This is a genomic window from Sulfurovum sp. UBA12169 (genome assembly GCA_002742845.1).
Lineage (GTDB): Bacteria > Campylobacterota > Campylobacteria > Campylobacterales > Sulfurovaceae > Sulfurovum.
Map to the genome: position 1 here is coordinate 484,366 of DLUH01000001.1, position 21,536 is coordinate 505,901.

The 21,536-nt window shown below is 41.4% G+C and carries 20 protein-coding genes and 2 pseudogenes; 7 read left to right on the forward strand and 15 right to left on the reverse strand.

Annotation, left to right across the window (positions count from 1 at the left end; all coding sequences use genetic code 11):
- Positions 1-148: 148 nt before the first annotated feature.
- From CFH81_02575 to CFH81_02585, 3 genes and pseudogenes are all read right to left on the reverse strand, one after another.
- A complete protein-coding gene (locus CFH81_02575) occupies positions 149-1,330 on the reverse strand; it encodes an aminotransferase class I/II (GenBank protein ID DAB41424.1) in 1,182 nt (393 codons plus the stop codon).
- Positions 1,327-3,426: an SAM-dependent methyltransferase gene (locus CFH81_02580; GenBank protein DAB41199.1), complete on the reverse strand. Its 2,100-nt coding sequence runs from the start codon at positions 3,424-3,426 to the stop codon at positions 1,327-1,329. The genes CFH81_02575 and CFH81_02580 overlap by 4 nt, the downstream gene beginning before the upstream one ends.
- Before the next feature lie 270 nt (positions 3,427-3,696).
- Positions 3,697-3,852: pseudogene (locus tag CFH81_02585) on the reverse strand (NAD-dependent deacetylase).
- A gap of 415 nt (positions 3,853-4,267) precedes the next feature.
- Here CFH81_02585 and CFH81_02590 point away from each other — a divergent pair.
- The 4 genes and pseudogenes from CFH81_02590 to CFH81_02605 all read left to right on the forward strand — a co-directional run bounded on the left by CFH81_02590 (position 4,268) and on the right by CFH81_02605 (position 7,915).
- Positions 4,268-5,014, forward strand: a complete 747-nt coding sequence (locus tag CFH81_02590; GenBank protein DAB41200.1) for a hypothetical protein — start codon at positions 4,268-4,270, stop codon at positions 5,012-5,014.
- 21 nt (positions 5,015-5,035) lie between these two features.
- Positions 5,036-5,530 (forward strand): biopolymer transporter ExbB, encoded by a 495-nt coding sequence (locus CFH81_02595; protein ID DAB41425.1) that lies wholly within the window; start codon positions 5,036-5,038, stop codon positions 5,528-5,530.
- Positions 5,527-5,913 carry a biopolymer transporter ExbD gene (locus CFH81_02600; GenBank protein ID DAB41201.1) on the forward strand — a complete coding sequence of 129 codons (387 nt, stop codon included), beginning with the start codon at positions 5,527-5,529 and terminating at the stop codon, positions 5,911-5,913. Before CFH81_02595 ends, CFH81_02600 begins: the two co-directional genes overlap by 4 nt.
- A 142-nt stretch (positions 5,914-6,055) precedes the next feature.
- Positions 6,056-7,915: pseudogene (locus tag CFH81_02605) on the forward strand (fused protease/ribonucleoside-triphosphate reductase).
- Positions 7,916-8,051: 136 nt separating this feature from the next.
- Here the strand turns inward: CFH81_02605 and CFH81_02610 are convergent.
- The 5 genes from CFH81_02610 to CFH81_02630 all read right to left on the reverse strand — a co-directional run bounded on the left by CFH81_02610 (position 8,052) and on the right by CFH81_02630 (position 12,789).
- Positions 8,052-8,627 (reverse strand): phosphoribosyltransferase, encoded by a 576-nt coding sequence (locus CFH81_02610; protein DAB41202.1) that lies wholly within the window; start codon positions 8,625-8,627, stop codon positions 8,052-8,054.
- Between the two features lie 120 nt (positions 8,628-8,747).
- On the reverse strand, positions 8,748-9,362 hold the full coding sequence (locus CFH81_02615) for a hypothetical protein (GenBank protein ID DAB41203.1): 615 nt from the start codon (positions 9,360-9,362) through the stop codon (positions 8,748-8,750).
- Between the two features lie 226 nt (positions 9,363-9,588).
- Entirely contained in the window at positions 9,589-10,035 is a 447-nt protein-coding gene (locus tag CFH81_02620) for a hypothetical protein (protein ID DAB41204.1), read from the reverse strand.
- Between the two features lie 7 nt (positions 10,036-10,042).
- The gene (locus CFH81_02625; protein ID DAB41205.1) at positions 10,043-11,854 is read right to left on the reverse strand and encodes an elongation factor 4; all 1,812 of its coding nucleotides are present in this window, start codon (positions 11,852-11,854) and stop codon (positions 10,043-10,045) included.
- Positions 11,854-12,789: a ribose-phosphate pyrophosphokinase gene (locus tag CFH81_02630; protein ID DAB41206.1), complete on the reverse strand. Its 936-nt coding sequence runs from the start codon at positions 12,787-12,789 to the stop codon at positions 11,854-11,856. Before CFH81_02630 ends, CFH81_02625 begins: the two co-directional genes overlap by 1 nt.
- Before the next feature lie 114 nt (positions 12,790-12,903).
- On the opposite strand from CFH81_02630, the gene CFH81_02635 reads away from it, so the two are divergent.
- Positions 12,904-13,479 (forward strand): flagellar biosynthesis protein FlhF, encoded by a 576-nt coding sequence (locus tag CFH81_02635; GenBank protein DAB41207.1) that lies wholly within the window; start codon positions 12,904-12,906, stop codon positions 13,477-13,479.
- On the opposite strand, the gene CFH81_02640 is transcribed toward CFH81_02635, so the two are convergent.
- The 6 genes from CFH81_02640 to aroQ form a co-directional block, all read right to left on the reverse strand.
- Positions 13,453-14,472, reverse strand: coding sequence for a tRNA 2-thiouridine(34) synthase MnmA (locus CFH81_02640; protein DAB41208.1), 1,020 nt, complete (start codon positions 14,470-14,472; stop codon positions 13,453-13,455). The two genes, CFH81_02635 and CFH81_02640, sit on opposite strands and share 27 nt — an antisense overlap.
- A 1-nt stretch (position 14,473) precedes the next feature.
- Positions 14,474-14,941, reverse strand: a complete 468-nt coding sequence (locus CFH81_02645) for a hypothetical protein (protein ID DAB41209.1) — start codon at positions 14,939-14,941, stop codon at positions 14,474-14,476.
- Positions 14,931-15,911 (reverse strand): flagellar biosynthesis protein FlhF, encoded by a 981-nt coding sequence (locus CFH81_02650; protein ID DAB41210.1) that lies wholly within the window; start codon positions 15,909-15,911, stop codon positions 14,931-14,933. The genes CFH81_02645 and CFH81_02650 overlap by 11 nt, the downstream gene beginning before the upstream one ends.
- Positions 15,912-15,977: 66 nt before the next feature.
- Positions 15,978-16,499, reverse strand: coding sequence for a 2-amino-4-hydroxy-6-hydroxymethyldihydropteridine diphosphokinase (gene folK, locus CFH81_02655; protein ID DAB41211.1), 522 nt, complete (start codon positions 16,497-16,499; stop codon positions 15,978-15,980).
- Positions 16,500-16,502: 3 nt separating this feature from the next.
- Entirely contained in the window at positions 16,503-17,528 is a 1,026-nt protein-coding gene (locus CFH81_02660) for an X-Pro aminopeptidase (protein ID DAB41212.1), read from the reverse strand.
- Between the two features lie 52 nt (positions 17,529-17,580).
- Positions 17,581-18,063: a type II 3-dehydroquinate dehydratase gene (gene aroQ / locus CFH81_02665; protein DAB41213.1), complete on the reverse strand. Its 483-nt coding sequence runs from the start codon at positions 18,061-18,063 to the stop codon at positions 17,581-17,583.
- Positions 18,064-18,128: 65 nt separating this feature from the next.
- Here aroQ and CFH81_02670 point away from each other — a divergent pair, with 65 nt between their 5' ends.
- Positions 18,129-19,340 carry a chlorohydrolase gene (locus tag CFH81_02670; GenBank protein ID DAB41214.1) on the forward strand — a complete coding sequence of 404 codons (1,212 nt, stop codon included), beginning with the start codon at positions 18,129-18,131 and terminating at the stop codon, positions 19,338-19,340.
- Positions 19,333-20,184 carry a signal peptide peptidase SppA gene (sppA, locus tag CFH81_02675; protein ID DAB41215.1) on the forward strand — a complete coding sequence of 284 codons (852 nt, stop codon included), beginning with the start codon at positions 19,333-19,335 and terminating at the stop codon, positions 20,182-20,184. Before CFH81_02670 ends, sppA begins: the two co-directional genes overlap by 8 nt.
- Here the strand turns inward: sppA and CFH81_02680 are convergent.
- The gene (locus tag CFH81_02680; protein ID DAB41216.1) at positions 20,181-21,476 is read right to left on the reverse strand and encodes a hypothetical protein; all 1,296 of its coding nucleotides are present in this window, start codon (positions 21,474-21,476) and stop codon (positions 20,181-20,183) included. The genes sppA and CFH81_02680 overlap by 4 nt on opposite strands.
- Between the last annotated feature and the right edge of the window lie 60 nt (positions 21,477-21,536).

Below are 21,536 nucleotides of genomic sequence, written 5' to 3' on the forward strand. Positions count from 1 at the left end.
CGTCGTTTGCCATTGTTTCATACATCTCTTTTTGGGGAGGTCATCTTGGTGGCACTTGAGAAAATCGAACAAAACTTCAAAATTATCACTTTTTTCTCGCTGTATGGTTTAAAAATTTTAAAATCGCCCCAATTTATCTCGCTCACTTTTAATTCCTATGCCCTTGCAATGCTTTTTGTAGTTTTTCTACCACTTCTGCCATTTTAGCAGAGGATACCGCAAAATTCAACCTCATAAACCCGCTTCCTTCCTTACCGAAACTTATTCCTGCGCTAAGCCCAAGCCCAGCTTTATGAATGAAAAAATCTATCAGCTCTTTATCACGAAGCCCAAGTCCTCTGCAATCAAGCCAAGCAAGATAAGTTCCCTCAATCGGAGTTAGTTTTATAAGGTATGGATATTTATCGCACAGCTCTTTCAAGAAAATAAAATTTTTAAACAGATGGATTTTAAGCGCTTCAAGCCATATTTTGCCCCCTCTGTATGCCGCTTCGTAAGCTATATGGGAAAGAGTGCTTCCGTTGGCAAAATGGATACGGTTATAAACTTTTAAAAATTTTTCTCGCAACTCATTGTTTGGTATAGCAACACCGCTCATAGCAAAACCCGCCATGTTAAATGTCTTTCCCACTCCTATCGCCGTTACGGTAATATCTCTTGCTTTTTCACTCAAAGAGGCAAAAGGAATATGTACATTTGGCGTATAGACCAAATCGGAGTGAATTTCGTCACTAAATACAACGATACTATGCTCCAAGCAGAGCGCTAAAATCTGCTCAAGCTCATCTCTTTTCCAGACACGCCCCACGGGATTGTGGGGAGAGCAGAGAAGCAGAAGCTTTGTCCTCTCATCTATCTTTGATTTTAAATCCTCGATATCAAAAGTGTAGCTTCCGTCATCTTTTAGCTTTAGAGGATTTTTCAAAAGTTCTCTCTCATGTTCCATAACGCTGTGAAAAAACGGCGGATAAACAGGGGTTTGGACGATGACCTTATCGCCCTTTTGCGTAAATGCCTCTATGGCAACATTCATACTCGCAACTACCGAATGAGAATAGAGCATATCCTCTAAGGCAAACTCCACGCCGTGCTCTTTTTTCATCCACTCTATCTGAGCCAAAAACGCACTTTGCGGTATTTCTTCATAGCCAAATACCGGATGTTCCAACCTCTTTTTAACTGCGCAAAGCACAAAATCAGGGGTGTCTATATCCATATCCGCAACCCAGAGAGGTATCACATTGTTTGTGCCAAAGAGCTTCTCTCTTAATGCATACTTCTCTGCGTTTGTATCTTCTCTTGACGCAGAGGTTAAAAAATCGTAACTCATCTTTTTCTCCAAACACTCACCTCTGCCACACTATGCTGAAACTTTCTCGCCGTTTCTCTTATGACAAACTCCAAATCTTCTCCATGTAAGAACTCAAAATCTTTGCCCAAAATCTCTTTTAGCGTATCTAGCGTCTTTACGTCTTTACCGTTCTTATCTTTATAACCGCCTAGCCAAAACTCTTTTTTGGTTGAGCTCTCCTGCCATGTGTATGGGGAGGTCAACATTAAGACTCCGTCGCTGTTTAGTCTCTCATGGACGCTCTCCAAAAAGAGTTTTGGATTGTAGAGTCTGTCGATAAGATTTGTCGCCATTATCAAATCGTAAGAGTTGAAGTTCGGCTTGAGATTGCACGCATCTCCTTGCCAAAAAGCAACTCTCTCTTTTATGTTCGCATAACCAAGCTCTTCTATGGTTACTTTTTTCTCCTCTCTCAAATCTCCCTCTGTTTTTGACAGGTAAGCTATATAGCCCTCATTTTTGAGCCTTACCCCCACGCCTATAAATCTGACAGAGAAGTCAATCCCCTCCACCTCATCAAAGCTCTTTGCAAGTTCAAATGCAGCTCTTCCCGTTGCACAGCCCAAATCAAGCGCTTTTGTGTGGTTTTTTGCAAACTTAGAGGCTATCTTTGCCGTCTCTTTTGCAAAGTTTTTCACGCCGAAATACTCATCTCCGTACTGAAACTCGCAATACTGCGACACAAGCTCGTCGCTCTCATAAATATCCTTTTGGATTTTGTCATCACCGCTTGATATAACATATCTAAAGCCAGCGTTTTGAGGAAAATGTTTGCGAAATGCGTAGCGTGAGTGCTTCATGATAAGATTTCCGCTGCTTGCCCACGATGAGCCTAAAATGAGTGCATGTCTGTTGTCAAATGTCGGGGTTGAAAAGTCGTCATACGCCGGATGGACTTCAAAACCCTCAAAACCGAAAATCGGTGTCCTGCTCCACTGCCATACATTTCCGACCACATCATAGATGCCGTTGAAACCAAACTCATTGACGGGGCATGAGCTGAAGTAGTGGTAGAAGTTCAGGTTTGCCCTGCTCTCGTGAAAGTCCGGAATATCCTCTAGCTTTGCATACTCGTATATTAGGCGATACTCCGCTTCGCTTGGTAAAGAGTAGGTAGCACCCTCTTTTTTACTCTTAAAGCGGCAAAACGCCTCCGCTTCAAGTGCGTTTACATCTACTGGCCAATCAAGCGGCATATCGATAATCTTTGCAAGTGCTCTATACTTAAAACCGCTCCCATCCTCTACCCAAAAAATGGGATGTTTTGCGCCGCTTATTTTTAAAAATTTTCTTCCCTCTTCATCCCAAAACTCTTCCTCTTGATATCCGCCCTCTTTTACAAACTCCATAAATTCACCGTTGCTTACAAGGTACCTTGAAGCCTTAAAGTCCTCAACATAGTGAGTGTATGTACCATACTCGTTATCCCATCCATAAAGATTGTGCGACCTCTCTTTACCCAAAGCTACTTCACCGCTTTGTATGGCAATCATCTCATTTTTAGGGGCTTTTGAGGAGTGAGTACAGATAGTAAACTCCTCTACCTCTTTTACAAGCTCTATGGACATCTGACGGTGCAAAACAAGCGAGGTCTCTATATGTATGCGTTCATGTTCTATACCCATTAAAATTATCCACATGTCGGACTCTTGTGTGATGGGAAGCGTAAGCGGGAGTGTTGTTATAAGCTCATCCACCAAATCTCTTACTTTTTTTCGGTACTCTCTGACTTCATCCACTTTTGGCCATCTATAGTGCGTACTCTCTGTGTCATCCCACTCCATCTCATCCACACCTACGGCAAATATAGACTCAAATTCAGGGTTTATGCGCTCTTTTATTGTCTTCATAAGGATCAGTTTATTGATAAAAAAGGTGGCGGTATGTCCGAAATAAAATATCATCGGATGGCGGGTCGGTTCTGATTTTTGATAAAAAACTTCATCCTCCTTTAAGAGTTCAAAAATTTTCTCAAAAATATCCTGAGTATTGTGAAAATATGTCCTTATCTCTTCTCTTTTTGCTTCAACATCTGCACCATCCAAAGTAACCGGATACAAACTAAATTTACTCAAAACATTCCTTTTTGGCTATATTTTTCTATGAAGTTCTATTATAGTAAAAAACTCTCACTCTTTCCAAATCTAACACACGCTTTTACCACAAAAGAGAGCGGACATCTAGCTTTTCACGTTCGCGATGACGCGGCAAGTGTCAAAACAAACCATGAAATGTTAGCAATAGAGCCCGGCTGCAAAAAAAGATTTGCTCAGATAGTGTGCACATTATCACGGATGAGAACTTTGATCTCACTCCTATGCCAGCCGGGGGTCATCTTCAAACTATCCGGGGGTTGCCAACTCTTCAAAACACAGCCCCGGCACTTGGGCTTTGGGATAGGCCTTCCAAAACCCTTGTGTCCCTCTAAAGTCAGGCAACCCGCTATCCACACCCATCCCCGCCCCTGCTGTGATGAAAATCGCGTCGGCTTCTTGTAGCAGTTGTTTGGCTTTCTACAGGTTTTTTGTCATACTCATAGAGAGATTATAGCATAGGCGAAAAAATTTTCTTCTTCCTGCGAAAACCAAAGGAAGGAGACAATATATTTAAGAAAATTTTAATAAAACTATGTTCGTTTGATAAAACGATATAATAATATTTATACGGCAAAAATTAAAAGCATACCGCTGGCTGAAACTATAGGAAATGATTTTGAATTCAAACTTCAAAAGGCTATAATAATAACGGTCATATCTATTAGTGCACTGGCGATTTAAACCGGTATTGCTCCGGACAGGCAGAGGTGAGGAAAGTTGAGACTTCAATAGATGTTTATTCATTTATAAGTCTTACTTTTCTTTACACACCAGGTGTGTAAATAAGCATGAGATCAACACAGAAGGCAAGCCTGAATACATGAAGAATAAAACTGTTTTCTTTTCTTCATTTGTCATTGTTGTGCTGCTCCATACTTATGTGCTGAGTTCATATAAGGTCGATCAGCAAATATATGAAGCTCAGTCTGGTGGAAAAGTTTCTTTTGTTGTAAATCTCCAACAGGTTTCCGCCAAAGCATCCGAATCTGTTGATGAACCTGCAATGGAAGAGATTGTTCCTGACCCTATTGAGGAACCTGTAATAGAAGAAACTGTTCCTGACCCTATTGACGAGCCTGTCATTGAAGAAATTCCTCTCCCCGAACCTAAACTTACGGCAGAAGAGAAGGTCTCGGAAATTCCAAAGCCTATCAAAAAAAAAGAGAGTCTCAAGAAGAAACAATCAAAGAATCAAAAAATAAAAACCAAAAATATGAAAAGTGCTTCAGAAGGGCTGTCCGGCGGACAGATATCAGGATCCGGAGGGGGAGGAGCGCTTAAAGAAAATTATTATTCTAAAGTACGGAACATGATAGAGCGGAAAAAAAGATATCCGAGTATCGCAAAAAAATTAAGACAGGAGGGTATCGTGCATGTTACCTTTACGATAAGCAAAAATGGTGCAATCAGTGATGTCCGTCTGGTAAAAAAATGTTCTCATGAGCGTTTAAATCGTGCTGCAGCTAGAGTACTCAAAGAGATCGGATCATTTCCTCCCATCCCTGAAGAGGTGGGAAAACAATCCATTTCTTTATCGGTATTAATAAGATATAAAATCTTGAACTAGGAGTTTAAATTGTTAGATATAATGCAATATGTAGATAGGGGTGGCATTATCGTTTATATTCTCATTGGATTGAATATTATCGGTTTTACTATCATGGTGTGGAAATTTATCGTTCTGGCTATAGCAAGATGGCAAAAGGAGAAGATCATCAAAAAAATCCTCTCTTTTATGCAGGAACATGATCTGCCCACAAAGCAAGAATCCATGAAAAATGGAATTGAGTCACAGATCAAATCGATGGAATTTGGGCTGAATACGGTTAAGACCATTGCCTCTATTGCACCGCTTTTAGGCTTGCTTGGAACGGTGGTCGGTGTCTTAAGCGCATTTGATGCTATCAGCCAACAGGGGCTTGGAGATCCTGCAGTATTCTCTTCAGGTATTTCCGTTGCCTTGATCACGACAGTTGCCGGATTAATTGTGGCTATCCCTCACTATATCGGTTATAACTATTTCATGAGTCTTCTGGATAAAATTGAAATCGATCTCGAAAAAGAAGTGCTGGAGCAATTATGAAACGGCGAGAACCGTTGACGTTGGAGATGACACCGCTTATTGATGTAGTGTTTATCTTGATTATATTTTTTATCGTCACATCGATATTTAAAAAAGAAGAACTGGCACTTATCTTAAATCTTCCCGCTTCCAACGCACAGAAACTGGATATCGAAGAAGAGCGGATTACCATTGAACTCTCAGAAGAACAGATTGCATTCAGAGGCGAGGATGTAACACTTGAAGTGCTTGAAGATGCACTCAAAAAAATAACGGATAAAACAAGAACCATTATTGTAAGAATTGATGAAGAGGTGATCTATAAAAGGATCGTTTTAGTCCTGGATATGCTTCAAAAGAATGGACTGCACAATTTGGCATTGATTACAATAAAAGATGAATAATTCTGAAGAGGGGATGAAAAACAAAAGCAATCTGTCAATTTTTTTCTCGTTTTTTCGTTCCCGCGGTTTTTTCAGAGACAAGAGATAGAAATAAGGTAAGCATGAATGTTTCGTGCGGCAGGAAAATAAGGATAAAAACATGATCGTCAAAGAGCGCTTCTATCTGGATGAGACCTATTGCCGGGAGCTTCGCAAAAAACAGGCGCATTTTGGCTTCGGAGGGTTTGGCGAAGCGGTCTACTACCGCACCTATAGCCGCATCAAACCTGACGGTTCCCAAGAGCACTGGGCCGATACCGTGATACGTGTGATCAACGGCGTAATCTCTATACGTAAGAACCACTACCTCATAAACTCTCTATCATGGGATGAGCAGCAATGGCAGATGTATGCGCATGAACTTGCAGATGCCATGTTTAAGATGATGTGGCTGCCTCCCGGACGGGGACTTTGGATCATGGGAACGGAGTATATTTACGAGCGCGGAAGTGCGGCACTGAACAACTGCGGCGCGGTTGACACCATCGATCTGGCAACAGCGGCAGACTGGACGATGGACATGCTGATGTGCGGCGTAGGCGTAGGGTTCAATACTGCCTGGAAAGGTGAAAATGTCTCTATGCCGGACAAAAGCCACCCTGCCGTATTTATCATTCCCGATAGCCGTGAGGGATGGGTCGCTTCGGTCAGGCTGCTGATAGAGAGCTATACCAAAAACGGGGCATGGCATAGTTTTGACTATTCTGCAATCCGCCCCGAAGGATCACACATCAAAGGCTTTGGCGGCACGGCTTCAGGGCCAAAACCGCTGAGGCAGCTTCATAAACGCATCGAAAGCTACCTCGATACCTATGTGCGGGGAGGTTCAGATCCGACACGCTGCATCGCAGATATCATGAATGCTATCGGTGTATGCATCGTGGCAGGCAATGTCAGGCGAAGTGCACAGATCGCCCTTGGGTCGGGAGATGATCAAACTTTTCTGGAACTCAAAGACTATACTAAAAACCCCGAACGAACTGCCATAGGGTGGGTATCCAGCAACACCGTCGTGCTTGCAAAAGACGAAGACTTCCAAAAGCTGCCCCTGATCGCCAAACATATAAAAGATAACGGCGAACCCGGTATCATGAATCTCATTAATATTCAAAAGTACGGCCGCTACGGCGAAAAAGCCGAAGATAAAGCATGGCTGGCAAATCCCTGTTCTGAGATTGCGCTGGAAAGCTTCGAGCTTTGCAATCTTGCCGAAGTCTTTCATGCTCGCTGTGAAGATGAAGCAGCATTCTATAAAGCAGTAGAGTTTGCCACCTTTTATGCCTCCACTGCGGCACTGCTTCCGACACATCGGAATGAAACCAATACCATCATTATGCGAAACCGCCGCATCGGGGTGAGCCTTTCGGGGATCGCGGATATGCTCGATGAGTTGGGAACTGCTGAACTGACCCGCCGATTGAGAAAAGGCTATAAGCTGGTCTGTTCGCTCAACCGACAACTGGCCTGCGAAGCGGGAATCCCCGCTTCGGTACGGGTGACGACAGTAAAGCCTTCGGGTACAATCAGCCAGCTTGTCGGAGTCAGCTCCGGAATGCACTTTCCAAATTTCCAGTATGCTATCCGCCGTATGCGTGTGGGAAACCATACTCTCCTCTGCAAAGTGCTGAGCTCAGCCGGTATCCCTAATGAACCGGACTACTACAGTGTCAATACAACCGTTTTCGAATTCCCCATCGATCAGGGCAAGACCCGTAAGGTCTCGGAGGTCTCGGCTTGGGAACAATTTGCTTTACTGGCAACGCTCCAGCGAGAATGGAGCGATAACATGGTCAGCTGTACGATCTCCTTTGATGCAGAACGCGAGGGAGACCAGATCGAACATATGCTCGCACAGTTCGCACCGATCATCAAATCGGTCTCCATGATGCCGTATAACAAAAATGGAACTTATATCCAGATGCCTTATGAGGAGATCAGCAAAAAAGAGTATGAAAAACGGGTCGCAGCCTTTCGGAAAATAAATTGGGAAGAGTACAGCGCAAATGGCGGCTGCGCAGAGCAGTTTTGCTGCACTTCTAACAGATGAAATGCAAATTTCATAAAAAATATTTTACTTAAAATCTAAATTAAAACAATGGCTACTCCTGCGCATCTGCCAGGGTTAAAGCAAAAAGAACATTCACCCCGTGCGCCAAGAGTACCTTTTGTGCCTCCTGAAGCGTAATGCCCGTCGTAATAATATCATCAACAAGCACTACATCAATATTTGGCTTTCCTCTGTAAACAAAATCCCTTGGATGCTCCAAGCGGTACTGCAAGGTTTTACCTGAATAGCTGACTTTATTTTTTGCTATAAGCGCACCATGCAAAGGTACAGCATTTTTGTGTTTCATCGCATGTGTCAACAAAGCCACATGCGCATAACCGTCTTTAACCCGCTCATCAATTCCAACGATAAATATTTTTTTATCATCGACTTGCATAAACTTTTCAATAAATGGACGCATCGTCATCTGGGCCAAAGCTTTAAAGATACGATACCCTTCGGGCTTATGCTTGGTATGAAGCAAGGACTCCAAGGCAGAATATTTAAAAAAACTAACAACTTCCAGTGTGCCTACTGTCCTTTTGGTAATCGTAGGAACAAAAAGCTTCTCTTGGCAGCTTTTACAGAGAATCTTGAAACTGAGTTTATGACAACTAAAACAACGCATTAGAGATTACACCGCATACTGCTGACTATAGATTTAATTTTTATGATCAAAAAACTTTTTTCTTCCAAAAATTTAAGCCTTAAGGAAAAAAAGATAAGCACAGTTTTTCCGTCCGCTGCGCTATTCTATCTCTTTGAGTTTTTTAAGATCTATCGCATGAGCATATGCAATAAGCTCTTCCTTGGAAACAGTTTCCCCTTTTATTGTTATCATAATACGATTGGCCACAACCATTGTAATATTACCTGACTTCTCTTTGTTGTCATATTTAACCATCGCTTTCTCTTTGTTTATTCGAGTAAGCTCTCCCATTTCAGAAGATCTAAACATTGGATTGGACATCATCATTGCTACTCCCTGCATTAACGGAGAATCCATGACCATCTCTATTGTAATGAGAGATTCGGACCTATGATACGTTCGGCTTAACATCGTTCCTCCGCCCAACATAGTTACATTTGCTGTCTGTGCAACTGCTTCTTCTGCTGTCCAGCCTTCAAGAGGCTCCGGAAGATAGGCTTTAAGATCGTTGCCTTTTTTCTGATTGATCGCCTCAAGGGCATAAGAGAGATCTTCGCTTGCTTTTTTATATTCACCTTTTTTATAGGCTTCCATTGCCTCTTCAATCGTATCAGTGACATCATCCGCACTAGCATTGCAGGCAAAAGCAAATAACGATACTAACATGCATGCCGTTGCAACTTTTTTCCATGGTATTTGATTTATTGTGAACATTTTTCCTCTTTCCGGTTTAGCAATCAGCAAGGTGCAACACTGAACATTTCATAAAACCTTCCTTCGACGTACCGTGTACTCTGTATCGCGCTAAACCCTCTATCGGATAATTGTATCATAAAAATTGCCTCTTTACGGTTCTTTTTTGTTGTGGCTAAATGAAGCAGAGTTGAGATTAAAAGGAGATTTGATCTTTATTTGATGAGCATCAAATAACAGTTGCAGACTATAATATATCCCGTATCACCATTGCATAATGCAATACCCAAAGATTCAATAAAAATATCAACAAAGAAGAGCCTCTGGAAAAGAGATTTTGCAAGGGTGTGCGTTCTTTGGTATTTGTTTTGAGTGCAATCACAAAATGTATGACGGTCAGCATCAAAAGCACACCTACCAGCCAGAGCTTCTTGCGCAAAGAATCAAGCACTTCAGAATCGCTATCGCCCGAGAGTTGAAAAATCAATCCGTTCTCTACTATCATATAGCTTCCCGTTGCAAGCAAAACAATTAACGCAACCACCTCAAAATACCCAAATATCGGCCCCAAATGAGGATAAACCTCTTTTTGTTTTTGCTTATCCCTTAAAGAAATACCCAATACAAACATAAAAATAGAACCGCCGATCCAAGAGATGGCAGCAAGAAGATGCAGATGCAGCGCCCAACCCATGGTATCATCAGCCCTCAAGCTTCAATACGGCCATAAATGCTTCTTGCGGGACTTCAACCTTACCGATGGATTTCATACGTTTTTTTCCTGCTTTTTGTTTTTCCAAAAGCTTTCTTTTTCGAGTAATATCTCCACCGTAACATTTTGCCGTAACATTTTTTCCCATCGATTTGACATTGCTTCGTGCAATGACATTATTGCCGATACTTGCTTGAATCGCCACCTCAAAAAGCTGTCTGGGGATGAGTTCTTTAAGTTGTGCCACAAAAGCAAGTCCTCTTGTGCGCGCTTTCTCTTCTGGTACAATGATCGAAAGAGAATCTACGATATCTCCCGCTACTCGGATATCAAGCTTGACAAGATTCCCCGGTCTAAACCCGATAGGCTCATAATCAAAACTCGCATAACCTTTTGTTATGGATTTTAGCTTGTCATAAAAATCCATTACAATCTCATTCATCGGAATATCATACTCCATGAGCACGCGTATTTCACTCAAATAGTCCATTTTTATCTGTATTCCTCGACGGTCATTGAGCAGCTTAATGATATTTCCCACATACTCCTGAGGTGTCAGAATCGTCGCTTTGACATAGGGCTCATAAATCGTATCTATCTTTTGGGGCTCAGGAAGTTCGCTGGGATTTTGTATCTCAAGCTCTGTTCCGTTGGTTTGCTTCACACGATACACTACCGTAGGAGCAGTAGCGATAAGCTCCAAGTCAAATTCACGTTCGAGCCGTTCTTTAACCACCTCCATATGCAGCATTCCCAAAAAACCTGTTCTAAATCCGCTGCCAAGCGCCATCGAACTTTCCGGTTCAAAGCTGAGAGAAGAATCGTTCAGCTTAAGTTTGTTCAGCGCATCACGCAGATCTTCAAATTTATCCGTCTCTATGGGATAGATTCCTGCAAACACAAAAGGCTTTGCCGGCTCAAATCCTGCAATCATCTCTGCGGTAGGGTTTTTTGCATCAGTGACCGTATCACCCACCTGAAGGGCATCTACTGTTTTTAACCCCATCACCACAATACCAATCTCTCCGGTACGGATCTCGTTAGTTTTGGCTGGCGCAATAGGATTGGGATACATGAGATTAAGCACCTGATGCTCGTCTTTTGTCCCCATAACTTTAACCATCTGTCCTTTTTTAATACTCCCGTCAAACACGCGCACTAAAGCAAGCGCCCCCAAATAGTTGTCAAACCAACTGTCATAAATCAGTGCTTTAGTGGGCGCATGCTCGTCTCCTTTGGGCGCAGGTATACGCTCAATGATAGAATCAATAAGGGCCTTGACCCCCTCTCCTGTTTTGGCTGAAACAAGATTATGTTCTGTTGCATCGATTCCTATGGCTTCTTCAAGTTCGGCCAGCACCCTGTCCGGATCAGCGGCAGGAAGGTCTATTTTGTTGACGACGGGCAAAAGTTCCAGATTGTTTTCCATGGCAATATAGACATTGGCTATCGTCTGAGCTTCTACACCCTGTGCCGCATCCACGATAAGCAATGCACCGTCACTGGAAGCCAAAGAACGGCTCACCTCATATGAAAAATCAACGTGACCCGGAGTGTCGATAAGATTGAGGATATAGTCCTCCCCATCTTTCTTATAATCCAATCGAACACTTTGCGCCTTAATGGTGATGCCGCGTTCTTTTTCGATATCCATTGTATCCATGACCTGTGAGGACATCTGTCTTTCCGATACCGCTCCGCACTCCTGTATGATACGATCAGCTAAAGTTGATTTTCCGTGGTCAATATGTGCAATGATCGAAAAATTGCGGATATGAGACTGAGGTACTGTTTTTGTCATTAATTTGTCTCAAACAGCGAGTTTACACTCTCGTTGTTATGTACTCTTCGTATCACTTCCCCCAGCATCGAGGCCGTAGAAAGCATTTTAATCTTAGGTGATTGTTTTTGCATTGGAATCGTATTTGCCACAACCAATTCATCCAAATCCCCCTCTTCGATACGCTCGTAAGCTTGACCCGAAAGTACAGGGTGTGTGCAGCACGCCATGACTGAATTTGCGCCAAGGTTTTTTAGTGCCGCCGCCCCTTTGAGCATGGTTCCTGCCGTATCAACCATATCATCAATCAAAATGACATCTCTGCCTTTTACATCGCCGATAATATTCATCACCTCTGCCACATTGGCTTTTTCGCGTCTCTTATCGACAATAACCATATCAAGACCTAATTTTTTTGCAAAATATCTTGCTCTTGCTACACCTCCGATATCCGGAGATGCAATGACGGGATTTGGAAGATTTTTTGCCTTGATATAATCTATAAATAAAATAGCTCCATAAAGATTGTCTACAGGTATATCAAAAAATCCTTGGATTTGAGAAGCATGCAGATCGACGGTTACCATACGGGTAATTCCGGCTGTTTCCATAAGATTAGCTACCAATTTTGCAGAGATCGGAACTCTAGGCGCGGCCTTTCTGTCTTGTCTGGCATACCCATAATAAGGAACGACTGCGGTGATTGATTTGGCAGAAGAACGCTTAAGCGCATCGGTCATAATAAGAAGTTCCATGAGGTTATCGTTTGCAGGCGCACAAGTAGGCTGCACAATAAACACATCTTTACCGCGCACACTTTCTGCGATCTGCACATTAATCTCGCCATCAGAAAATCGATTGATTGTTGCTTTTGAAAGAGGCATTTCAAGATAGTTTGCAATCTGCTGAGAAAGCTCTGGGTTAGAAGTCCCCGAAAAAATCATATATCCACTCATGGGTGTATACCTTTATGTCTATTTATTGGAATGTATTTTACACCAAACTTGATAAAAAGGTGATTTAAAGCTCCGCGACACTACACTTATGCAAATTATTTTATCAGGAGCGGCATGATACGTAAAGTCTTTAAAAAAAAGTCATCCGAAAAAAGCAAAATAGATACTTTTTTAGACAAATATAATCTTCCGAAAACCTACCTTTCTATCAATCGAAAGACGGTAACCAAAGGTGTATTTGTAGGACTTTTTTGGGCTTTTATTCCCATGCCGATGCAAATGCTTGCAGTAGTTGCCACTACTCCTTTTGTGCGCTTCAATGTGCCCATAGCCATCTCTATGGTTTGGCTTACCAATCCCTTTACTATGCCTATAGTTTACTTTATAGAATATCTGACAGGCAATTTCATCCTGGGGCGCGAAGGCATCCAGGACATAGAGCTTACCGTGGAATGGTTTACCACACATTTTTCAGACATACTTGTGCCCCTTTATGTCGGAACCGCTTTTTATTCTATTGTGATTTCAAGTTTGATCTATTTTTTAATCAACTGGCTTTGGATCTCCTCGGTCCGGAAAGAAAAGGATTCCAAAATTTTAGAAAGAAATGAAAAAAACCCGAAGATGAAGATCTTTCGCGAGAGTAGCCAAATGCGATCTTTCTTAGCAGATGACTCCTCCCCCTATTAGTTTATTTTCATCATAAAATGCCGCAATCTGACCTTTGGCCAATCCAAAGACCGGTTCATTGAGAATCACTTTGGCTCTTTCGTTTTCTATAATGACATGGCACGAAACTGCTTTCGTTCTGTAGCGCACCTTAACTTTACAATCAAACTCCTTTTTTTCCCAAAAAAGATTGATCTGTTTTGCTTCAAAGGCATCCGCTTCAAGCTTTTCTTTTGTTCCCACGATGATTTGGTTTTTTTCCGGTTTGATATCTAACACAAAATGCGGATCATGGGCGCCATTGACAAAAAATCCTCTTCTTTTGCCTATCGTATAATGCATGTATCCCTTATGTGTCCCCACAACATTGCCCTCAACGTCTACAGTTTCACCCGGCATATCTATATTCATATGCTTTGCTAGCACCTCATCATACGTATTCTCCACGAAACAGATTTCAGAACTCTCTTTTTGTACGGCAAAATCTTGAAGTACCTTGATGCGCGCAGCATACTCTTTGACATCCTCTTTTTTCCATGAACCCAATGGAAAAATCAACCTAGGCAAAACCTCTTTTTTAACTTCGCAAAGAAAATAACTCTGATCTTTACTGAGATCATCGGCCTCATAAATGAACTCTCCATCGCACCTGATATAATGTCCGGTCGCCACAAAATCCGCTCCGATGCTGTCTGCAAACCCAAGCATTTTTCCAAATTTTATAGTTCTGTTACACATCACGCAAGGATTTGGCGTTAATCCCTGCTTATAGCCTTCCACAAAATAATCATACACCTCTTTTTGAAACGCTTCAGAGAGATCTTTAAAATGAATTTTGATTCCGAGGTATTCACCAACGCGTTTGGCTTTGGCAAAATTTTGCTCATGATACCCTTCTTTATGATGGAGTTTCATATAGACACCCTCCACCTCATATCCCTCTTTTTGAAGCAAAATAGCCGCGACTGTAGAATCAACGCCTCCGCTCATTCCAACCAATACTTTTTTTTTCATTTTAATTCACTTTTGCTATCTCTATAGCAATCTCTTCATCCGCATTAACCAAAAAACCTTTTGCTATGCAGGCTTGTTCCACAAAAAGTGCCACCTCTTTCAAATTTAACGACGAAATACTCATTTTGTGTCCTATCTCGAGTTTTCTGCTTTGAACAAAACCAAAAGAGCATTTAAGAATTTTATACTTTTTTTCACATGCCAACTTCTGTATCTCTTCATTTAAATAAATGATTTCTACACTATTTTGATGCATAGCTTCCAATCTAACGCCGGCGATGCTCTTTTCGCCGTCTACAAGTATCATCTTAAGACTGTCAAGCCCTAAAAGCAGCACATCGCCTTCGCTTAGTTTTTTGAGTGCACTTTTTTTTATCTGAACCCAAGGCAGAGCAAGTTCGTACTCGGGGTAAAGCGATCGTTTTTGCATCATGTTTGCCAAACGAACCGCTTGTGTTTCAGTTTTCATTAATATCTCCGATAAATTGCTCCAGAAGATACTCTTTGTCTGCAACCATAAGGTCGTCCGGCACCTCCTGTCCTACGGAAAAATAACTCATAGGCAATCCGTACAGCAACATAAAATTAAGAAGTGTTCCAAAGTGTTTTGTTTCATCAAACTTGCTTATAATCACACTGTCAAGATTTAAAAAAGAAAAATTTTTATAAATATCTTCCATATCCTCATATTTGACTGTTGCCGCCAGCACCAAAGCAACTTCGATCTTTTTTGCAGCGTCACAGGAAACAAACCCTATCGTCTTTATGAATTTACGCGTATCATAAGGAGACATGCCTGCAGTATCAATTAAAATCACATCATAAGCGGCAAAACGTTCAAGATTTTTCTTGAATTCATCCGTGGAGCTGATCGATACATGCTCTATTTGCATAATATCCGCATAATGCTCCAATTGTTCAACCGCACCCACCTTGTAATTGTCAAGATTCAACAGGGCAACCTTATAGGGCCTGTCCATCAAATAAGCATAACGTGCGGCCAATTTCGCAATTGTTGTAGTTTTTCCGGCACCCGTAGGACCTACAAGCATCATCACCTTGGGAGATGAGAGGTCTTCTTCTTTTATTTTTAAAGCCTCATCGATCTCTCCGACAAGATAGGAAACAAGAAGCGGCTTATCCTCCAAAATAGAATTTTCTTCAAGAGACTCAAGTATCATCTCAAGCCAAACAGAAGAGATTCCTTTGTCTAAAAACAACTTTTTGACTTCCTCGATAGCACTGCTTGCTGGCAACTTTCCAAAAGATTTTTCCATAAAAAGATTTTTTGCAACTTCAATAACAATTTCGCTACGCAACTTTCCATCTTCGTGTTGTATCTGTTTAGCAGAAACCAACGTCACATTGTTTCCATATTTTTTAATGGCCTGTTCGTATGCGCTGATTGGATCAGAGGCTACAAATGTTTCATTTATCATACCGCTACCTTTATCATTAAATTCTTTTCAGCAAGAAATAGAGACTCTCATTGATACTCTTCTCTCTTACGGACATGCTCTCTTTGGGAAAGTTTTTCTTTTATCTCTTTTTTGCCCCATATACGCCAAAGGGATCAATACTGAGTCTCTTTGCACCCATCCCGGATGAGGCAGTGTCAAGGTTTTTGTTTTCATTTTCACATTTTCATAAAATATGATATCGATATCCAGCGTTCTTGGCCCATCTTTAAAAAGCCGTTTACGACCAAAAACTTTCTCCACTTTCAATAGATACCGCAACAATGCCTTAGGCGTTAAAAAAGTTTCTACCGCCATTAAAGTATTGTAAAAATCTTCCTGCTGTGTATATCCAAAAGGCGGATTCTTTAAGATGGGTGCCGTCTGAAGTATATGAATAAAAGCTGAACGATTAAAATACCAAAACAAATGTTTGAAACGGCGCACCGTGTCTCCCATATTGCCTCCAATACCGAGCAATGCTTTGCGCCCGCCTTTTGGCGATGACCCATAAGGAAAACAGGGTGTCGTGATTAATGTATTGCAACTATCGAGATGCTTTTTTAGCATACGCTACCCTTCCAACACAATGGCTTTTCCGTCAACCATTGCTACCATATCTTCGATACGAATACCGAATTTACCCGGTATATAAATTCCCGGCTCGATAGTGTATACCATCCCGTCCTCAATGATTGCATCAGATTTGCTTGAAATATAAGGCATTTCATGGATATCAAGTCCTACGCCATGACCCGTAGAGTGAACAAAGTATTCTCCAAATCCTGCTCTTGTGATAATATCCCGCGCCAAAGCATCTACTTCTGCGGCTTTCATCCCGGAACGTGCCTGCGTAATCGCACTGTCATGCGCTTTACGCACTGCATCGTAAGCTTTTTGTCTTTTTTTGCTCTCAAAAGCTTGCTTGGTATTGAAAGCAAAATTTTTATCAAACCGCACGGTACGCGTTCTGTCCGAACAATATCGTTTATATTTTAAACCTGCATCTACCAATAAAAGATCGTCTTTGCGAAGAATTCGATGCGTCGGCATAGCATGCGGTTTGGCCGCATTGGCTCCGATTGCCACAATAGGGTTAAAACTAAGCTCACGCTTTCCAAAATCGCTCAAAGCAGATCTTGCCATATAGGTGAGATGAAATTCATCTTTACCTGCACCTTCTTTCTTGAAAACATTGGCCAACTTATCAAACGCTTTGGCTCCAAGCTTGGCAGCTTTAGCGAGAATTTTGAGCTCATCGTCACTTTTGATAATGCGTTTTTTGTGGGAATAATCTGCAACCGCTTTAAAAGCGATCTTACAATGTGAACTTATTTTCTCATATCCTGCTACCGTCCATTCTTTGGGATCAAAAACGATCTTCTTTATTTTTGATTTTTCCAAAAGCTTTGCGGCCGCCCCATACAGATCACTATCGATAACGACCTGTGCATCCCTCACACTCTCTTGCGCCTCAATCATATAGCGGCTGTCGGTAATTAAAAAAGCTTCGCTTCCCAGTCGCAGGTACAGAGCATTATCGCAACTATAACCGCATTCATAATAGATAGCATTTTCATCTTTGAGCATATAATTCATAGTCTGGTCTTTTAGGGCTAATTATTTTAAAAGCTATCTTCTCAATAAAGTACTATTTTGCTTGAGCTTGTGCTTTTTGAACACGCGCTCTCATTGCAGCCACTTCACTAAGTATCTGCTTCATTCCTATCATTGCCAAATGATAGCCAAACGGTCCCATCCCTACAATTTGGCCCGCACATACCGGAGCAGTAAGAGAAACATGTCTGAACTCTTCTCTTTGGTGGATATTTGAAAGATGCACTTCTATAGTCGGGATTTGTACTGCTGATATTGCATCACGAATTGCGATAGAAGTATGGGTATAGGCTGCAGGATTGATGATGATGCCGTCCGCATCTCCCAAACACTCCTGAATGCGATCTACAATTTCACCTTCAAGGTTGCTTTGAAAAAATTCGATTTCAAGTTTATTTTGATCTGCATATGCTTTCATTTGCGCATGAATATCTTCTAGCTTCATTGAGCCATAGACATTTTGCTCTCTCACACCTAGCATATTAAGATTTGGACCTTGGATAACGACGATTTTCATTGGATTACCTTATTTATTTATTTTGGGTATTATTTTATCTAACATAGTATTAAAGGATAGCATTTATGAAAATAATCGCGGCTGACTATATCTACACACCTGCTGGTTTTTTGAGCAATCATGCAATCGCATTTACCAAAACCATCAACGAAATAGCTCCCCTGGAAGTGTTGCAACAAAAATATCCCGATGCCAAACTGATTACCGCAGAACCTCATTCCGTACTTTATCCGGGCTTCATCAACACCCATGTACATCTTGAATTTTCTTCCAACAAAACCACACTGGAGTACGGTTCATTCATTCCATGGCTATACTCAGTCATAGATGATCGCGATGCATTAACCAAGGGCTGCAATACACACATCATGCAACATGCCTGCGAAGAGATGCTTCGCTCAGGTATCACTTCTTTTGGTGCAATTTCAAGCTTCGGATTGGAGCTGGAAGTCTGCATCAAGGCCCCCCAAAGAGTCGTCTTTTTTAATGAATTTATAGGAAGCAATCCTCAAAATATTGATATACTTTATGCCGATTTTCAGGAACGGCTCAAAACGTCATGCAACCACAAAGAAGATCGAATTATTCCCGCGATAGCAATACACGCACCCTATTCGGTCCATCCGGTTGCGCTTAGACGTATTGTCAGTCTTGCCAAAGAAAATCATTATCCCCTTAGCGCACACTTGCTTGAGAGTTTTGCTGAAAGATCATGGCTGGATCAGGGAGACGGAGAATTTAAACCTTTTTTTGAAACCTATTTCAATCAAAGCAGGCCTTTTACTGCGGCTAAAGAATTTATAGAAACATTTGATGAATACCCTACTCATTTTGCCCATTGCACACAAGCCGATGAAAAAGAGTTAAATCATCTAAGCAAACAAGGACACTCTATCGCGCATTGCCCGAGATCCAATCGTTATCTAGGATGCGGAAGACTTGCATTAGAAAAACTAAATCTTCCTTTTTCCCTTGCCACGGATGGACTTAGCTCCAACAACACTCTTTCAATCTTTGATGAACTTAGAGCAGCACTTATGATACACGAACATCTCGAACTCAAAAGCTTGGCTTCAAAACTGATAGAAGCTATCACTTCAAATGCCGCACAAATATTGCATCTTAATTGCGGCAAGATAGAACAGGGCAGATTGGCGGACTTTACCGTTATTACTCTTCCGGATTCCCCAAAAAGAATAGAGGAAATCCCGCTTTGGACCATTCTGCACACCAAAGAGGCTTCACAAGTGCACATAGAAGGAGAGCAATATGTTTAAAACATTGGGAAACATTATCAAATGGATAGGCCAACATTTTTTTGGTATGCTTTTTTTACTCATCGCTTTTGCTGTTCTTATGCCAGAATCTGCGCCGCTGAATCCGGCAAATCTTCAAAAAATTGACCTTTTTGGACCTATTTTAGATGCGGATGATATTGTCAAACAAATTGAAAAAGCACAAAAAGATCCCTCCATCAAAGGCGTACTTTTTAATGTCAACTCTCCCGGAGGCTCCGTTCCTCCTTCGGTGGAGATTGCTTATGCCATCAAAGAGCTCAAACAGCATAAGCCGGTCATTGCTTATGCCAGCGGGATTATGGCAAGCGGCAGCTACTACAGCTCTATTTATGCCAATAAAATTATTGCCAACCCGGGGGCGATTGTTGGCTCTATCGGTGTTATCATGGAGAGTGCCAACATCAAAGAGCTGATGGATAAAATTGGCATCAAGCCCCAAATTGTTAAACAAGGTACCTACAAAGAAGCCGGCACTCCCACTAGAGAATGGACTCAACAGGAGCGCACAGAACTTGAAACATTAACGCACGATACCTATACACTTTTTGTTCAGGATGTTGCTGCGGCGCGAGGCTTGGATATCAACAGTTCTGCCGACTATGCAGACGCGCATATCTTCTCATCTATGCGAGCCAAGACGGCGGGCCTGATAGATGAAATAGGTACAATGAGCGCCGCCAAAACTCAACTTGCTCTCTTGGCAAATGTTAAAAATCCTGTCTGGAAAGAAAAAGATAAGTTTGAAGCTTTCATGGATCAACTCGGAAATAAAAGCATTCTTGCGATACAAAATTATTTTTACGGGCTCAAGGCCTCGCTTTAATCTATCAGGAGTTTTACGCTTCTGTTTTTTGTATTGAGCGTATAGCTTTTGTCTGGAAAATTGGGGGGAACTTTTACCCAAAGCGTATTTTGATCTATACAGCCTATGTTTATCCCCGTAGTATAAGAAACACACTCAAGCAAATCTTTTGGGTGCTTGGGTTCAAAATAAAAAATGACTTTCTCTCCCTTCTTTACCTGCAGAGTTGTTTGCTTTTTTGTAATTTTATAGAGCTTTCCTTTTGGCCTTAACGTGGTAAACTTCCATGATTTTTTAATAGTTTTTCCATCACACAAAGCTTCAAATTCTACACGATACACCCTGCTATATTCCAATCTTTGCAAGGGCATCAAGGCAAACTGCAAAGGAGTAAAACGACGATGTATATCATTTTGATAAGTTAAAATTTTTCGCTTACTGATTTCTTTGCCATTGGCATCAAAAAGTTGAAATCTTTTAAGCTTTACTTGGCGATATATAGCAGGATTGAATTGCACACTTACAGGAAAGCCGCTGACTTTATGTTCGGGCAAAGGATCGGGCGACTCGTCAAAAAAAACAGGGGGCACATTGCGTTGATTTGCATAAGGATAAACTATTATGTTATTGTTTTTTTTGCGTATCTCATTTTCTTTTTGCTCATAAAGAGATTTTGGTACCGCAAGAGAGATATTTTTACATATGTTTTGCATATAATATACGCCGTTTTGCATCGGATGGGTTGTTTTGCAAAGTGTATTTGCTGCAGTTGATCCAAGATTATAAACATAGGAAGAGAAAAATCCTTTTTTTTCCTTTTTAGATGCATAGCCTACACCTGCTTCGTCTTTATCAAAATTTAAAAATACAAATCGATGATAAATAGCCGCAAAAAGGGTATCGACAGACTCTTGAGGCGTATCTGTATTGACAGACACATTTTCCATCACAGCTTTAGATGCATAGCCGACGTGCACTACCCTATCAGAAGGAGTAACGCCTGTAAACCCCGTCATGCCCAGCCGCTCATAATGTCCGCCGTCTTGATGCCTTATCAGGTAGCGTGCATGATTTGCGGCAGCCTTCTGAAGCAATGCATTAGATTTTAACCTAACCAGGCCGCTATGTTCACGCAAAGTATTAAGATACATCAGGGCATCAGCAGCATTATCTGCCTTAACAGTCCCGGAAGAAACAACAAAAAAAACAATACCTGCACCCAATGCACGAAAAAACAACATCACTCTGCCTAAAACAGTATAATAATATATAAAAATTCTTGAGTTCTCATTTTTTACCTTCAAGCCTTGCATATATACACGTTTATTGAAAATTACGCCTGGTATTCTCAAACATATATAAGATTTTTAAAT

Excerpts from the sequence above, each read along its gene's own strand:
- CFH81_02575 (DAB41424.1), bottom strand. The coding sequence starts at position 1,330 with ATGAGTTACGATTTTTTAACCTCTGCGTCAAGAGAAGATACAAACGCA.
- CFH81_02590 (DAB41200.1), top strand. The coding sequence starts at position 4,268 with ATGAAGAATAAAACTGTTTTCTTTTCTTCATTTGTCATTGTTGTGCTG.
- CFH81_02595 (DAB41425.1), top strand. The coding sequence starts at position 5,036 with ATGCAATATGTAGATAGGGGTGGCATTATCGTTTATATTCTCATTGGA.
- CFH81_02600 (DAB41201.1), top strand. The coding sequence starts at position 5,527 with ATGAAACGGCGAGAACCGTTGACGTTGGAGATGACACCGCTTATTGAT.
- CFH81_02610 (DAB41202.1), bottom strand. The coding sequence starts at position 8,627 with ATGCGTTGTTTTAGTTGTCATAAACTCAGTTTCAAGATTCTCTGTAAA.
- CFH81_02615 (DAB41203.1), bottom strand. The coding sequence starts at position 9,362 with ATGTTCACAATAAATCAAATACCATGGAAAAAAGTTGCAACGGCATGC.
- CFH81_02620 (DAB41204.1), bottom strand. The coding sequence starts at position 10,035 with ATGGGTTGGGCGCTGCATCTGCATCTTCTTGCTGCCATCTCTTGGATC.
- CFH81_02625 (DAB41205.1), bottom strand. The coding sequence starts at position 11,854 with ATGACAAAAACAGTACCTCAGTCTCATATCCGCAATTTTTCGATCATT.
- CFH81_02630 (DAB41206.1), bottom strand. The coding sequence starts at position 12,789 with ATGAGTGGATATATGATTTTTTCGGGGACTTCTAACCCAGAGCTTTCT.
- CFH81_02635 (DAB41207.1), top strand. The coding sequence starts at position 12,904 with ATGATACGTAAAGTCTTTAAAAAAAAGTCATCCGAAAAAAGCAAAATA.
- CFH81_02640 (DAB41208.1), bottom strand. The coding sequence starts at position 14,472 with ATGAAAAAAAAAGTATTGGTTGGAATGAGCGGAGGCGTTGATTCTACA.
- CFH81_02645 (DAB41209.1), bottom strand. The coding sequence starts at position 14,941 with ATGAAAACTGAAACACAAGCGGTTCGTTTGGCAAACATGATGCAAAAA.
- CFH81_02650 (DAB41210.1), bottom strand. The coding sequence starts at position 15,911 with ATGATAAATGAAACATTTGTAGCCTCTGATCCAATCAGCGCATACGAA.
- folK (DAB41211.1), bottom strand. The coding sequence starts at position 16,499 with ATGCTAAAAAAGCATCTCGATAGTTGCAATACATTAATCACGACACCC.
- CFH81_02660 (DAB41212.1), bottom strand. The coding sequence starts at position 17,528 with ATGAATTATATGCTCAAAGATGAAAATGCTATCTATTATGAATGCGGT.
- aroQ (DAB41213.1), bottom strand. The coding sequence starts at position 18,063 with ATGAAAATCGTCGTTATCCAAGGTCCAAATCTTAATATGCTAGGTGTG.
- CFH81_02670 (DAB41214.1), top strand. The coding sequence starts at position 18,129 with ATGAAAATAATCGCGGCTGACTATATCTACACACCTGCTGGTTTTTTG.
- sppA (DAB41215.1), top strand. The coding sequence starts at position 19,333 with ATGTTTAAAACATTGGGAAACATTATCAAATGGATAGGCCAACATTTT.
- CFH81_02680 (DAB41216.1), bottom strand. The coding sequence starts at position 21,476 with ATGCAAGGCTTGAAGGTAAAAAATGAGAACTCAAGAATTTTTATATAT.